Origin of the sequence: Hymenobacter sp., from assembly GCF_036388155.1 — a bacterium.
GTDB lineage: Bacteria > Bacteroidota > Bacteroidia > Cytophagales > Hymenobacteraceae > Hymenobacter.
In genome coordinates, this window is the sequence record NZ_DASVSI010000065.1 from 77,537 (window position 1) to 91,296 (window position 13,760).

14 protein-coding genes are annotated in these 13,760 nt (G+C 61.0%); 6 read left to right on the forward strand and 8 right to left on the reverse strand.

Translation table 11 applies throughout. The annotated features are described in order from the left end of the window. Positions 1-233 precede the first annotated feature (233 nt). The 3 genes from VF629_RS09255 to VF629_RS09265 all read left to right on the forward strand — a co-directional run bounded on the left by VF629_RS09255 (position 234) and on the right by VF629_RS09265 (position 4,432). Entirely contained in the window at positions 234-2,819 is a 2,586-nt protein-coding gene (locus VF629_RS09255) for an ATP-dependent Clp protease ATP-binding subunit (RefSeq protein ID WP_331058189.1), read from the forward strand. Between the two features lie 43 nt (positions 2,820-2,862). Further along, entirely contained in the window at positions 2,863-3,747 is an 885-nt protein-coding gene (gene tssD, locus VF629_RS09260) for a type VI secretion system tube protein TssD (protein ID WP_331058190.1), read from the forward strand. A 100-nt stretch (positions 3,748-3,847) separates the two neighbouring features. Beyond that, positions 3,848-4,432: a DUF6714 family protein gene (locus VF629_RS09265; RefSeq protein WP_331058191.1), complete on the forward strand. Its 585-nt coding sequence runs from the start codon at positions 3,848-3,850 to the stop codon at positions 4,430-4,432. 400 nt (positions 4,433-4,832) lie between these two features. Here the strand turns inward: VF629_RS09265 and VF629_RS09270 are convergent, their stop codons facing one another. After that, positions 4,833-6,719 (reverse strand): type VI secretion system baseplate subunit TssF, encoded by a 1,887-nt coding sequence (locus tag VF629_RS09270; RefSeq protein WP_331058192.1) that lies wholly within the window; start codon positions 6,717-6,719, stop codon positions 4,833-4,835. 159 nt (positions 6,720-6,878) lie between these two features. After that, entirely contained in the window at positions 6,879-7,304 is a 426-nt protein-coding gene (locus tag VF629_RS09275) for a GPW/gp25 family protein (RefSeq protein ID WP_331058193.1), read from the reverse strand. Positions 7,305-7,523: 219 nt separating this feature from the next. On the opposite strand from VF629_RS09275, the gene tssD (VF629_RS09280) reads away from it, so the two are divergent. Together tssD (VF629_RS09280) and tssD (VF629_RS09285) are read left to right on the forward strand one after the other, a co-directional pair. Continuing rightward, positions 7,524-7,919, forward strand: coding sequence for a type VI secretion system tube protein TssD (gene tssD, locus VF629_RS09280; protein WP_331058194.1), 396 nt, complete (start codon positions 7,524-7,526; stop codon positions 7,917-7,919). A 43-nt stretch (positions 7,920-7,962) separates the two neighbouring features. Beyond that, positions 7,963-8,367, forward strand: a complete 405-nt coding sequence (gene tssD, locus VF629_RS09285; RefSeq protein ID WP_331058195.1) for a type VI secretion system tube protein TssD — start codon at positions 7,963-7,965, stop codon at positions 8,365-8,367. A gap of 30 nt (positions 8,368-8,397) precedes the next feature. Here tssD (VF629_RS09285) and VF629_RS09290 read toward each other — a convergent pair whose 3' ends face one another. From VF629_RS09290 to VF629_RS09315, 6 genes are all read right to left on the reverse strand, one after another. Continuing rightward, positions 8,398-8,919 (reverse strand): hypothetical protein, encoded by a 522-nt coding sequence (locus VF629_RS09290; protein WP_331058196.1) that lies wholly within the window; start codon positions 8,917-8,919, stop codon positions 8,398-8,400. 5 nt (positions 8,920-8,924) lie between these two features. Then, the gene (locus VF629_RS09295) at positions 8,925-9,554 is read right to left on the reverse strand and encodes a hypothetical protein (RefSeq protein WP_331058197.1); all 630 of its coding nucleotides are present in this window, start codon (positions 9,552-9,554) and stop codon (positions 8,925-8,927) included. A 107-nt stretch (positions 9,555-9,661) separates the two neighbouring features. After that, positions 9,662-9,979: a hypothetical protein gene (locus VF629_RS09300; RefSeq protein ID WP_331058198.1), complete on the reverse strand. Its 318-nt coding sequence runs from the start codon at positions 9,977-9,979 to the stop codon at positions 9,662-9,664. Positions 9,980-10,089: 110 nt separating this feature from the next. Beyond that, positions 10,090-10,488, reverse strand: coding sequence for a hypothetical protein (locus VF629_RS09305; RefSeq protein ID WP_331058199.1), 399 nt, complete (start codon positions 10,486-10,488; stop codon positions 10,090-10,092). A 45-nt stretch (positions 10,489-10,533) separates the two neighbouring features. Beyond that, positions 10,534-10,920, reverse strand: coding sequence for a hypothetical protein (locus VF629_RS09310; protein ID WP_331058200.1), 387 nt, complete (start codon positions 10,918-10,920; stop codon positions 10,534-10,536). 6 nt (positions 10,921-10,926) lie between these two features. Continuing rightward, complete coding sequence (locus VF629_RS09315) at positions 10,927-12,084, reverse strand: hypothetical protein (RefSeq protein ID WP_331058201.1); 1,158 nt, start codon at positions 12,082-12,084, stop codon at positions 10,927-10,929. A 281-nt stretch (positions 12,085-12,365) separates the two neighbouring features. Here VF629_RS09315 and VF629_RS09320 point away from each other — a divergent pair. After that, on the forward strand, positions 12,366-13,760 hold a 1,395-nt coding region (locus VF629_RS09320), incomplete at its 3' end, for a type VI secretion system Vgr family protein (protein ID WP_331058202.1).

Below are 13,760 nucleotides of genomic sequence, written 5' to 3' on the forward strand. Positions count from 1 at the left end.
CCTAAGTGGGGGCATGCAACTTTAGCTAACTCCGCTCGAGCTTTACGGGTGAGTAAAACCAAAGGTTGGGCCTAAATGTACAGGTTTTTTGGGAAGTCGCAAGTAATACCCTCCAGCGTGTGTGCCTCGTCTGTGCCCAACGGCTATTGGCGGCGCGTGCAAACCCGGCTTGCGGAAAGCACGTTGCCGAAACTCCACACTACCTTGTCTTTCATTTTCCCCTAAGCGCGCCGGTGGCCTACTCCGACAATCTCAAACGCAGCCTGCACATCGCGCAAGCGGTGGCCCACGAATACCGGCAAGAGCACTACGCCGCCCCGCACCTGCTCACGGCCTTGCTCCACAACGAAATCGGCCTGGCCTCGTGGCTGGTGGCGGTGCTCGACAAAGACATTCATTACCTGCGCGAATGGGCCGAGGTGCGCCTCGAAGACCAGCCCAAGGCCGCTCGCCCGCCCGAAATGCCCACGCCCGACCCTGGCGTGAAGCAGGTGCTGGAAATGGCCGACCTGGTGGCGCTGCAGTTATCTCGCGACCAAACCGACCCCCTCAGCGCCCTGGCGGCGCTGCTGCGGCCCGGCCTGGCCTTCACGGCAGAGCAGCTGAAATCGCTGCCGCTGACCCAAAAAGAGCTCATGGACGCCGCCCAGGCCGAAATGCCTGCCCCTCCCGCAGCGGAGCAGAGCGGTGAGCCCGCTGCCGCTGGCAGCGCTGCTCCGGCCGGCAAGGGCGGCGCGCTGGCTACTTATTGCACCGACAAAACCGCCCAAGCCCGGGCCGGCAAGCTGGACCCCATAGTAGGGCGCGACCGCGAAATCCGGCTGGTGGCCGAGATTTTGGGGCGGCGCACCAAGCCCAACGTGCTGCTGATTGGCGAGCCGGGCGTGGGCAAGTCGGCGCTGGTAGAAGGCTTCGCGCAGCAGATTGCGGCCGGGCTGGTGCCGGTACACTTGCGCGAGGTGACGCTGTTTGAACTGGACCTGGGCACGCTGGTGGCGGGCGCCTCTTACAAAGGCGAAGTGGAGGACCGCATCAAAAAAGTGCTGACCGAAATCAAGCAATACACCCGCGCCATATTATTTATTGATGAAGTTCACGTGCTGCTCGACCCCAAGGGCAGCGCGGGCAGCGGAATTGCGCAGTTGCTGAAGCCTGAGCTGGCGCGAGGCGAGCTGACGGTGATTGGGGCGACGACCAACGACGAGTACCGCCAGTACATTGAAAAAGACGAGGCCTTCAACCGCCGCTTCGACATTGTGCGGGTGGAGGAGCCCACGCTGGTGGTAGCCGAGCGCATGCTGGAGCGCGTGCTGCCCATTTACGCCGAGCATCACGGCCTCACGCTGGGCGAGGGCACCGTAGCCGAGGCCGTGCGCCTGGCCAAGCGCTACCTCAAGGACCGGCAGCTCCCCGACTCGGCCATCGACCTGGTGGACCGCACCATGGCTGCCATTCGCATGCTGGACGAGCAGGCTGTGGCAGGCCTCACGCAGCTGCAAACTGAGTTTGAAGCCCTCATCGCGCGCCGCGAGGAGCTGGCCGAGCCCGAGTACCTGCGCGAGTTGCGCTGGTTCCTGTACCAGGTGCAAAACCAAGTGAGCCAGCTCTGGCTAAACCAGCTGGAGAACGAACAGCAGCCCGAAACCCTGGAAACCAGCGCCGAGCTGGAAACCTACCTGCGCGAAATTCTGGGTGCGGTGCTGGCCCTGGCCGACACCAAGAAAGAGAGCGTAGAGAAGCAAGACATTGCGGCCATCGTGTCGGGCAAAACGGGCATTCCGCTGGGCAAGCTGCAAAGCAACGAGCGCGAAAAGCTGCTGCGCATGGACCAGATTCTGCAGAAACGCGTGGTGGGCCAGGACTTTGCCGTGAAGGCCATGTGCGCGGCCATTTTGGAGTCGCGCTCGGGGCTCACGAGGGCGGGGCAACCCATCGGCTCGTTTTTCCTGCTGGGCCCCACGGGCACCGGCAAAACCGAGCTGGCGAAGGCCCTGGCCGACTTTCTGTTCAACGACGAGTCCTTCCTCATCCGCTTCGACATGTCGGAGTTCAAGGAAGAGCACTCGGCCGCGCTGCTCTACGGCGCGCCTCCCGGCTACGTGGGCTACGAGGAAGGCGGCTTGCTGGTGAATAAAATCCGGGAGAAGCCTTATTCGGTGGTGCTGTTCGATGAGATTGAAAAGGCCCACCCGTCGGTGTTCGACATCTTCTTGCAAATACTGGACGAAGGCCGCCTGCACGACCGGCTGGGCCGCGAAGGCGACTTCTCCAACGCCGTCATCCTGTTCACGTCCAACATCGGCTCCGAGCAGATTAGCGCCGCCTTTGCGGCTGGCCAGGTGCCGCCGGCCACGGAACTGATGGAAACCATGAGCCGCTTTTTCCGGCCCGAGTTCTTGGCCCGCCTCACCGAAATTGTGCCCTTCGCTCCCATTTCAGAGGAAAACGTGGGGCGGATTTTCGACATTCACCTGCGGCCACTACTCGAGCAGCTGCGGCGCCAGGGCATCACCCTGGAGCTGAGCCCGGAGGCGCGGGAGCACCTGGCGCTGTCGGGTTTCACGCCGCGCTACGGGGCCCGGCCCATTACGGGCGTGATTCGGCAGCAACTGCGGCGGCCCATCTCGCGGCTCATCATCAGCGGCGAAGCCCGCAAAGGCACGGTGCTGACCCTGAACAAGCCCGAAGGCAGCGACGCGGTGGTGTGGACCACCACACAGGCGACCGAGGCGCCAGAACCCGCGGCCGAAGCTGCGGCCGAGCCCGCCACCGCCGCCGAGGCCGACGTGGCCGAGCCTACCTCTTTCAATCAAAATTGAGCATCGCTTTACCACCCCAGGACTTGGCTTTTCCACACCGTTTATGGCATCGTTCTATGCGGAACTTGAAGTAGCAGGGCACTCCTACCCGGTGCGCTTGTGCGAATTTTTCTTCACCCAAGCCACCAACGAGCGCGGCCGGGTAGCAGCCAAAGTGCGCCACAGCTTGCTGCACCTGACGGTGGACGTGCCCGCCGGCGACCAACTCCTGGCCTGGGGCGCGGCCCCGCACAAGCCTTTGGCCGGCCACGTCACCTTTTTTGAGACCAACCGGTTGGTGGCGCGCGAAACCGTGGGCTTTGCCGCGGGCCACTGCGTGGGCTACGAGGAAACGTTCGTGGCCGGCGACGACGGCGAAGGCGCCTACGTGTGCCGGCTCACCGTCGCGGCCGAGAAGCTGGAACTCACGCCCGGTGGGCCGGCGCGGGCGTTGGTGGCAGCCGAAACGCGGGACTACGCGGCGCCACTGGCAAGTGGCCCCACCGTTTCCCCTGTTAGCAGCAGAGCAATTACTTCCGATTGCACGGACTCCATGCGTCAAAGCCTGCAAAATCAAGTTAAGCAGAACTGCAAAAGTGGCAAGCAGGCTTGTTCAATTACGGATAATTGCCCAGTTCTGGAAGAAACGATGGCGACTCTAAATGCGTGCATTGCGGCTCGCACCAAAATAAATATGGTTTGCTTCAAAGGAGGAGACGCCGGCCATAAAGAGCAAATTATCCATAAAATCAATGGATTGGTAAAATGCCAAGGCTACTACTTCAATAAGTGTAAGCCTTCTCAGCCCGTACCGGCACCGCGCAGAGCACCTAGCAGTGAGCCTGTCAGATTACCACCAATTCCCAAAGAGGCTCCGCTTACGGTCGCCGGAGTCGGTCTGTTTATCCTTTACCTTCTTTCGGGTGCTTTAAGGCCAGGCCCTATTTAGAAAACTGCTACACGTTAGTTTATAAAACTTCAAAGCAGGCCCTGTGCGTGAGTATAGTGCTCTCGTTTCCTTCCTGTCCTTGCTCCTTACTAGCCGAACCATGAAACACAGTGAACTTATCGCCGAAATCAAAGCCGCTTTTGAAGACGAGCCTTACCCTGGTGATGCAAACATTGTCTACGACAATACTGGATTCCACTTGGAATGCATTGAGATACGTGACGCATTCAAAGGCCATAAGTGGCATGAGGTGCCGGAAGACGTGTTGTCCACTGAGCGCACCGGCTTAGCATTTATGAGCAAGGCAGGGTTCAAATATTACCTGCCGACCTTTATGAAATCCGTTCTCGATGACAGCAGCATTGTTGACGACGGCATCGGTATGATAGTGCAATTATTGAAGCTGCCTGCTGAAATTGATATCGCCGTAGTGGCTGAGCAAATACAGCGTCACGACGTGTCTAGCATGTTACCGGACGTTGACTTGAACGAAGTGCTGCAAAACCAGCTGACTCAGACAAATTCGGGCATCAGCACCTTTATTGCCAGAGCCGGTCAGTTTACCGCTATGCAAGGCCGGGTCATCCACCATTTCCTAGTGTATGTGCGAGACGAGTTCGGTGATGATTTTTTAAGCACTGAAGCCGAATTAGCCATTCAGCGCTACTGGTTTCAGTTTGCTTAAAAATCATATGGGCCGTACACGGAGCACGTCACTTTTGTCGAAACTAACTGGCTGACAGCCCGTGAAACGGTGAGCTTTACCGCGAACCATTGCGCGTGGGCTGCAAGGAAATGTGTGTGTGTGTATTTGGCGACAAAGAAACGGGGCCTACGTGTGTCGGCTTACCGCCACAGCCGAGCCTGGAACTGACTCCCGACGGGCTCGCCCGGGCCTTTGTAGCGGCCGCGGCGCGGGAGTATGACACGGCGGCGGGCTCAGTGAAGGCAAGCTGCGCTCGGCCTTGCGTAGGCCCGCGGACCAACGGATGATTCTTGAGCGCTTGCTAAAGGCCGAAAAAGACAAGGGCATTTACCAGCAGCGCATCGTGGGTGATGACTATGCTAACCGGAGCCTATATGCGCTAGCGAGCAGGAAGGGATTTCACCACCACCTCGTAGGGCAGGTTCATGGCCGACTGCCCGGCCAGGGTGGTTTGCAGGTCTTGGGCGGCGAGTTGCCACTCTGGGGCGCTGAGGCGGCTGGCTGGCAAGGGCGTGAGATGAATGCGGATGCAGCGCACAAAGCCAGCCGCGGGCGTGGCGCCGGTCTGAAACCCTTTTTCAACTTCGACGTCGGCCAGATGCGCGCCCAGCTCGGCCCAGCAGGCGGCCTTGATGTCGGCCAGCGTTACGAGGCGGTTGCGGGCCAGCAAGTTGCGGCGCAGGGCGTGGGTGCGCTCCTCGGGGCGGGGCCGTTCGCGGCCGCCGCTGGTGGTGGTGAGCAGGCGCACCTCGTCCACGTAGTGGCCATCGTGCACGCGCAGGCGGCTGCCGGCGGCCAGGCGGTTGGCACCTTCGCCGTTGCTCGACCAGTATTCGAGGTACACGCTGTCGTTCACGTTTTGGGGGCGCAGCAGCACATAAGGCACCGGCTGCTCGGCGGCCTGGCGGCGGTCGAGGCGCTCTTCGAGGCGGGCCATGTTTTGGTCAAGCTCGCGCAAGATGTTGCCGATGAAGTCGGTGCCGGCGGCGGTGAAGGCGCGGCTTTCGTCGCGCAGCAGCTCCAGCAACTCGCGCAGGGCTTCCCGGCCAGTGCGGGTGTCGAAACGGCCCACGCCGTGGGTGCGCAGGGTGTAGGTGTCGGTGGCGCCTTCCGAGAGGTTGCTCAGCGTGGTGGAGCGGTAGGCCACGTTGCTGAGGCTGTACACGTCGCGCATCGCCAAAAAGGGCTCCTCGCTGGCCAGGGGAAACAAGTTGAGCGCGGGCTGCAGCCGGAACAGCACCTTGTGCAAGCGCCGGTTGAGCACCGGAAAGCAGTTGATGGCGCACACCAACTGGTCGAAGGCTTCGGGGGGCAGGGCGTGGGCAAAGCGCACTTCCAGCCAAACCAGAGGTTGCGTCAGGGCCTGCAATTGCGTGGCGGGGTCGGGAAAGGCGTCGGTCAGCTCGGCGGGGTACGGCCGGGGCGCGTAGGCCGCCAGGGCAGTGGCGGGGGCCGCCACCCGCACGAAAGCCGGCGCGTACAGCTCGCGCACGTGCTGCTCGGCGCGGCGCAGAAAGTCGTATTCGCTGTTCAGGCCCTCGGGCAAGCCCGTGGCACCGACCACGACCTCGGGCTCGGGCAGGCCCTGAATGGGGGTCAATGCCGCGTTGCCCAGCCGCCACTCCTCACCGGGCAAGAAAGCCAGGTAAGCAGCCCGGCGGGGCTCGTTCAGCCAATCGAAATAAAACGTCAAATCGCCGAGGTCGACGCTTTCTGTTGGCAGCTGCAGGCCTATCCACAGGCGGCGGTGCTGGGCTGGCGGCGGGGCCACGGCCTGGGCTACCGGGCGCTTCTGGCCACTGGGCTCAATCTGCCACACCACGGAGTCGGTGGCCAGGCAGCGCACGGCGCCATTCACCAAGCGGGTGGCCTGCAAGGGCGAGAAAAACAACTCTTGGCCCGTGGCGCGGCGCCCGGCCGTAGACGGCTCGAACACGAACTGGGCGTCATCAGGCAGCTGCACCAGGGCCTCGCGGGCGTTGGCGCGGGCCACGGCGTGGGCCGGCCGCGGGGCGTCCACCACGTCGGGGTTGAGCAGCGTGGCGAGGCGCTCTATGAGGCGGGCCTGGGTGTTGTGCAGCTCCTGCCCTACTTTCTCAAACTCCACGGCGCAGGCTTCGAGCAGCAAGTTCACCAGCGGGTCGAAGCCGTCGAGGTCGGCTTCGGTATAGCCCCAAAGCTCAGCGGCCTGCCGCGTGAGGCGGCTTTTGACGCTGGATTTGCGGAAGTCGGCAGCGGGTGTGGTGGACGGCGAAGGAGGCAGCACGATTCAAGGATTAGTAGTTGGATGGGAGGTGATGAATTGGTGAAATGGTGAGATGGTGAATTGGTGAGATGGTGATGGGGTGAGTTCAATGTTCAAAATGCGCCATCTGCGCCGATTCAACATCAAACTCACCATCTCACAACTCACCATCTCACCACCTCAGTCTATCGACAGCGGCGCCACGAACAAGCTGGCCTGGAAGGCAAACGGCTCGTCGGTGCGGAAGAGGGCGGCGGTCACTTTCACCTCCAGCCGCTTGCGAATGCGTTGGTGCACGTTTTTCAGCTCAAAGTCCGTCACGCCCACCTCCACCCGGGCGCGGGCCAAGCGCGGCTCGAAGGCGCGGATGGACTGCTCGATGGAATGCTGCACGTTGTCTTTCCAGCGGATGGTGGTCATGGCTTCGAAATCCTGCTCCCACACCTGGCAGCCAAAATCCGGGTCGAAGCGCGACTCGCCAAAGTAGGTGGTCAGCATCAGGTATAGGTGCTGGGCAATGGACTCTTGCACCGAGCAGCGCGGCAATTGCTGGCGCTCCAGGATGCTTTCTAGGTCGAGCGGTAGGTGGTAGTACGAAGCACTCATGGCGGGCGAAGGTAGCGGCTGGCACAGCAGGCCGCAAGCCGGGAGCCCCCCGGACGGGCGCGTTGCCGTTGGCCTACGCCCACGTTGCGTATCTTTCGTTGCCCTTTCGCGGGGCGCCGCCCGCTGGCCCGCCATCCTTTTGGAGACTGGCGCCGTAGTGGAATAAGCGGCACCTTGCGGCGGCCGTTATATTGGCTCACCTTTTTTGCTCTGTTCCTTATGTCCTTTAGCGCTGCGCTTATCATTGGCACCAAAAGCTACACGGTGCGTCGGTTCAACTGGGGCGTGCACCAAAACACCGACGTGGTGGGCCGCCCCGACGCCCGCGTGCAGGGCGGGCGGCTGCAAGTCGAGCTGGACTCCGAGCCCGACGAAATGCTGCACCACTGGGCCCTGGACGACACCAAGCGCATGAACGGCGAGGTGGTGGTGTTTTCGGCCGACAACCGCTTCTCGCTCCGCAAAACCATCCGCTTCGAAGACGCTTACTGCGTGGGCCTGAGCAAGCAGTTCGACGGTTCGGCCTCGAACCAGGGCATGACTATGACCCTGGTGCTGTCGGCCAACAAGCTGAGCAGCGGCGAGGTGACCCTCGACAACAAATGGCCCGCTTAACTTTTCACCCTTACAGCGCGCCGGGCGCCGCCTGGCCTTCCGCATGTCTTCGTTTCGTTCCCTCCTCGTCCTCGAAGGCCAGAATTACCCGGTAGCGCACTGCACCTACGAATTCAGCCAGGCCACCACCGAACGGGGCCGGGCTGCGGCCAAAGTGCGCAGCGGTGTGCTCACGCTGCACCTCGACGTGCCCCACGGCGACCAGTTGCTGGCCTGGGCCACCGACCCGCAGAAAAAGCTCAACGGCCTGCTCGTGTTTCAGGAAACCAACCGCCCCATTGTCCGCGAGAGTTTGGCTTTCGAAGACGGCTTCTGCGTGGCCTACGAGGAAGTGTTTGTGTCCGGCTCCGACACGGACGGCGCCTATCAGTGCACGCTGCACATATCCGCCGCCAAGCTCACGCTGGGGGTTGTGGAAAAAGACAGCGCCTGGGTGCAAACGCGCTAGGGCCTTGCGGCAGCCCTGGCCGGTGGCTTCCTACTGGGGAGTAGCCGCTGCCACCGCCGAGTCTACTTGCGCGGCGGCCGCGTTGTCGAAAATGCGCAGGTAGGTCCATTCCCCGTTTTCCGTGTAATTGGCGGAAGCCCGCTTTCCGGTCCAGCGGTACTCGGTGGGGCTCATCTGCACGCCTGGGCCGTACATGCGCTTGCCGGCTTCCAGCAGGCCGGGGCGCCGCGAATTGAAATTGACGCGGTAGAGCCGGCCTTGCCAGAACTCGTACCCCAGGCCGTCGAGGCGAAGGGTGTCGAGGTGCTCGTTGTGGCTCGGAATGACGTACATCACCGCGGGCCATATACGGGGCACCAGCTTCAGGTTGACGCCTTTGAAAGTGCTCAACGAATCGCCGAGGTGGTGGCCGTCGTAGCCGTTTTGCGCGTCCACCACGGCGTTGTAAGTCGCTGGCGCGGCCGCAGTGGCCGCTTCGGGTGTGGTGCTTTGGGGCGAAGAGGGCGACGAACAAGCCGCCAACAGCGGCAGGGCAAGCAACAGGTTTTTCAACGGCCTTAAAAATGCTTCAGTGGCGGTGGCGGAGGTAACGAGGAGGCAGGCGAAGTGCTTTCAGTTGTGGCAGGAGCAATCCGAAAAGACCGGAATGGAACTACAACTCCTTGCTTGCCAACGTTGAACTGTACGCTGTCGCGTATCGTCTGGCCTTCCTCATCTTTGAAAGTATAGGTGTGAGCAAGCCGGTAAAACACCAGCGTCGTATCGTTTTGCGCAGCAATAAGCTCTTGGAACTGGGTCAAACAGGTATCGCGTTCCCGTGCACTGTTGCGGTAACGTTTTTCGACGAGTGCTACGTCGGAGGCCGGGGTGCCAAGTTGAGCGGCTGTCTGTGCCACAAGCTCGAAATCAGCCGAGTCGTGACGTACCGCGGCAGCGGCATCCACATAACGCCGCCGGGCCATGGGCAAATCGGACTTTGCGATGGCTCCCAGCCGCCAAGAAGTGATGGGACCCCAGCGCACGGGCTGGTAACTGGCCGGCACCGCGAGGTCTTGTTGCAGATAGGACGTTACCGCCGCTTGTTGCCACGGAGCATCAGCCGTGCTCGACATGCAGCTGACACAACCAAGGGCCATAAAGCCGCCGCAGATAATTGTGCGTATTGTGCCAGGAACGATGTTTTTCATGGAGTAAGTGTGCGGCCAGTTTAGCCATCGAAGGGAAAATACGGGCTGTACCACCAGCCGTGTCCCAGACCTCGGCAGGTGCCGCCGAAAGCTACTATGGCGAAGTCCTATTCCGATGGAATCTTTGGGATGGGCACGGGCGGCGTTTTCCAACCGTTGGGTGGGCTATCGGGCATGCCATCGGAAATGGCGGCGGCAAAATGTCCGGTGCTCACGCCGGGGTCCAAGGTGTCGTATTCCACCAGAAACCGAGAGCCGTTCTCTGTGTTCATGTTTTTCTCGCGGTTGTCGGTGGCCTCGTATTCTTGGCCTTTCACCCGATACCGGTAGTTATAGCTTTTGCCGCTTTTGGGCGTGTAGATGCCGCCTGTGAGGTAGCCAATGGTGTAGCGCGACCGGGTGTGCATCACCTGTTTTACGTGCATGCTGTACCAGCCCCCGGCCAGGCCAAGGGCTATTATGAAGCTTGGTCCGTAAATCCTATTCCAGTCCATTGGGGCAAAATGCTGTTGCGGGCGCTCACACAAGGGCCACCTTACCGCTTGAGCACTTCGGCGGGCACCGGAAACGGCGGTGTTACCCAGCCGTTGGGAGGGCTGTTGCGGACGCTGTCGGGAATGGGGAGAGCAAAACGCCCGTTGCTTCGTTCCGGATTCAGGCTGTCGTACTCTAGCAAAAAACGGCCCCCTTCGTCTGCTACCATGCCTTTTTCGCTGGCGTCGGTGCCTTCGTAGGTTTTGCCGCCCACTTGGTAGCGGTAGCTGTACTTTGTGCCGCTTTTGGGGGTGTACACGGTCCCGGTTAAGTGGCCAATGGTGAAACGGGCCCGTTGGTGCAGTTCTTCGTTGGTGCGCAAGGTATGCCAGCCGCCCACGGCTCCAAGCCCCAAAAACAAGGCCGCCCAATTTTTGCGCATCCATTCTACTGTACTCACAATTTACGGGCAGGGCGTGGGGCTTTGGTGGCTTTCTACGCGCGCCTATTCCGCCGGAATCTTTGGGATGGGCACGGGCGGCGTTTTCCAGCCATTAGGCGGGCTGTCGAGGATGCTGTCGGGCACGGCGGCAGCAAAGTGCCCGTCGCTCACTTCCGGATTCAGGCTGTCATACTCTACCAAAAAGCGTGCTCCTTCTGTATTATTCATCCGGTCCTCGCGGCTGTCGGTGGCTTCATACACCTTGTTCTGCACGCGGTAGTTGTAGCTGTACTTCTTGCCACTTTTCGGGGTATAGATGCCGCCCGTTAAATAGCCAATGGTGTAGCGCGCACGAGTGTGCATCACCTCGCTGACGTGCCCACTGTACCAACTAGCGGCTAGGCCAATGGCCAATACCACGTACATCCAATATTTTCGAACCCAACTCATGCTATCTCAATGGTTAAACTGAGCCGATGGCCGCGTGGTTGGAACGACCTTCTTTGCAGCCGGCGTTTGGCCGGCTTGTTGACTTTCCCACAGCTTCTTAGCCGTCTCCAACATTGCGCCCATTTCAAAGCCTAGCACTGCCACCATGGTCTGGTCCACTGTCTTGACAGTGGGGCTGGGCACCACGCGGTGGTGCCTTAGGGCAGTGAGCATGCCCGCCGCATGAGGTGTGTTGCGCATTATTTTTTCTAGCCAAGGCGCGCCGTATTCCTTCACTTGGTCGAATGCCGTTCCAAGGATAAGATTAATGACAAATTCCTTGCTTTGAACCTCGTCGTTGAAGTTCACGGCGTGGCCCAAACTGCCATAATTTCTCGAGTTACTCTTTTTGAGAGTATAAAAATTGGTGGCGGCCGACGAACCAAATGCAACCAACAATTTAGCGCACCATTTTAAGCCCTGCGTATTTACTGCGGCAGCCCCCCCCACCGAAGTCCAGTTCACATCCTGAAACGAAGCACGCGACCGTTCTGAAATTGACCCTTTTCCAGTCACTGCTCCCACACCAAATTGAGCAATTAAATCTATTGCCCCTCGGAGGGCAGCCCCTTTGGCAGCGTTCACAACGTACGCCCGGATGACCGTGCCAACGGCGGCGGCCCCGCCTACTTCGTATATCAGGCCTCCTGTTAGCGCCCCGGCTGTTATGCCCAAAAACCCCTTCTCCAGGTAGCCACCCACCACGCCCGTGCCCGCGGCTATGTTCTGAAATTGGCCCTTTTCCGACATATAAGAGCGGTTTTTGGCCGCAATGCCACGTTCCGGCTCGAACGATACCAATACCCCGGTTCTCGTGTTGTATACCCAGTATTTGCGAGTGCCAAACGCGTCGTTGACCGTACTGGCAAATACCCACAGCTGGCCTACCACGTACCGCTCCTGCCCCATGGCAGTCCCGGACTCGTCCATCACGTCCACTTTGGCACTGGCGGGCATCCGGTTGGCATTGTAGTTGGCGTAAGGCAGCGCTTCCATTCGGCGCCGCAGTTGCGCGTCCGAGTTCAGGCGCCAAGCTTCTTCCCTGGTGAGCTGCGCCACTTGGTTTACCGTGCGCTTCAGATGGCTCTGAGCCGCGTTGACGCTGGTAATTTGCTGAGCGGACATCGGCCGGGGCCCCGGCCGGCCGGCGGCGCTCTGGTGGGCGCGCTGCACGGCCCCCGCGCCGGGGCGGCGCGCCAACGGGCTCATGTGGCCCGTGGCCGCCACAGATGCCACGGCATTAGCGCGGGGACGCCGGCCATCTTGAAAACCTGGATTCATGACGAGGAAATTGGTTGCAAAGCAAGGTACGCCAAACGCGAGGACGACCACCTACTGCCGGGCTTACGTACAGCAAATTGGTTAATTGGGTTACTTTTACGACTACCCTTCTTTTTCTTCCGAATATGTCATATCCGGTTACTGTTAACGTGCAAGTTGACGGCGGTGCTGCCCTCACCGACTACAATAAGCTCACCCTGAACCAGCACGTGCTCACGCACCACTCGTTCGCGCTCGATTTCTCGTTTGAGGCCCTGGGCAAAGCGCTTGGCCTCAAGCCCGACGCGCTGTTTGCGCAGGCCCACGAAAAGCTGAGCGGCAAAAACATTACCATCGGATGGACCAGTGCAGCCAAGGCCGATGCCGGCCGCTCGTTCGAGTTCAAGGGCATCATCACCCAAATCAGCATTCAGACCGACGCCGACTTGGTGAACTACTACCACGTCAGCGGCTACAGCCCTACTTTCTTGCTGGAAGACGGCACCCAAAGCCGAACGTTTGTTAAGAAATCATTACAATCCATCTTTGCGCAGGTGCTCGGCGAATACCCCGCCAACCCGCTGCAAAAGCAGCTTAAGGCCCAGGGCCAGCAGGTGCTGCCCTACACGGTGCAGTACCACGAAACCAGCTTCAACTTTCTGAGCCGCTTGGCCGCCCAGCAGGGCGAGTGGTTTTATTACGACGGCACCACCCTACAGTTGGGCCGCGGCGCGGGCAAAACCATCCCTTTCAAAAGCAACAGCGCGCAGGTGTTCACGCTCTCGATGCACCTGCAGCCCGGCAAAACCGAAGGCGGGCACTACAACTACCGCACCCACGCGCCCCTGAAAACCACAGCGGCCGCCCCTTCGGGCGGCCATCCTTTCAGCCAGTTTGCGGTGCAAAAGTCCGACGAGTTATTCACCCAGCCCCACCGCTTGCAGGCCGGCGCCCAAATGAACGACCAGTCCCAGCTGCAGCGTGCCCTGGACGGGCTGGCCGCCAAGCGCGCCGGCAATCAGGTGAGCCTGGAAGGCAGCGGCGAGGCCTTCGACGTGGCCCCCGGCAGCGTGCTGGATGTGCAAGACGCGGCCGGCACTGCTTACGGCAAGTTTCGGGTGCTGGCCGTGCGCCACGAAGTGGACGGCGACGGCAACTACCAAAACCACTTCGAAGCCATGCCCGACGCGGCCCCGGCCCCGCCGCCCAACCCCCTCTACGCTGCTTCCGACGCGCAGCCGGAGCTGGCCGAGGTGATTGACCTGGCCGACCCGCGCCGGCTGGGCCGCCTGCGCCTGCGCTACTACTGGCCCGTGGCCGGGCCCGCCGACGCCGAAACCGGCTGGGTGCGGGTGAGCACGCCCTACGCCGGCGACGGCAAGGGCCAGATGTTCACGCCCGAGGTGGGCTCGCAGGTGCTGGTGGGCTACGAGCACGGCCAGGCCGAGTTCCCGGTGGCGCTGGGCAACCTGTTTCACCCCCAAAACAAGCAGAACACGTCCTACAGCCCGCCCAACAACAACCTCAAAGGCCTGCAAACG

Coding starts and splice junctions, on each gene's coding strand:
- tssD (WP_331058190.1), top strand. CDS start 2,863: ATGGCATCGTTCTATGCGGAACTTGAAGTAGCAGGGCACTCCTACCCG.
- VF629_RS09265 (WP_331058191.1), top strand. CDS start 3,848: ATGAAACACAGTGAACTTATCGCCGAAATCAAAGCCGCTTTTGAAGAC.
- VF629_RS09275 (WP_331058193.1), bottom strand. CDS start 7,304: ATGAGTGCTTCGTACTACCACCTACCGCTCGACCTAGAAAGCATCCTG.
- tssD (WP_331058194.1), top strand. CDS start 7,524: ATGTCCTTTAGCGCTGCGCTTATCATTGGCACCAAAAGCTACACGGTG.
- tssD (WP_331058195.1), top strand. CDS start 7,963: ATGTCTTCGTTTCGTTCCCTCCTCGTCCTCGAAGGCCAGAATTACCCG.
- VF629_RS09295 (WP_331058197.1), bottom strand. CDS start 9,554: ATGAAAAACATCGTTCCTGGCACAATACGCACAATTATCTGCGGCGGC.
- VF629_RS09300 (WP_331058198.1), bottom strand. CDS start 9,979: ATGCACGTAAAACAGGTGATGCACACCCGGTCGCGCTACACCATTGGC.
- VF629_RS09310 (WP_331058200.1), bottom strand. CDS start 10,920: ATGAGTTGGGTTCGAAAATATTGGATGTACGTGGTATTGGCCATTGGC.
- VF629_RS09315 (WP_331058201.1), bottom strand. CDS start 12,084: ATGTCCGCTCAGCAAATTACCAGCGTCAACGCGGCTCAGAGCCATCTG.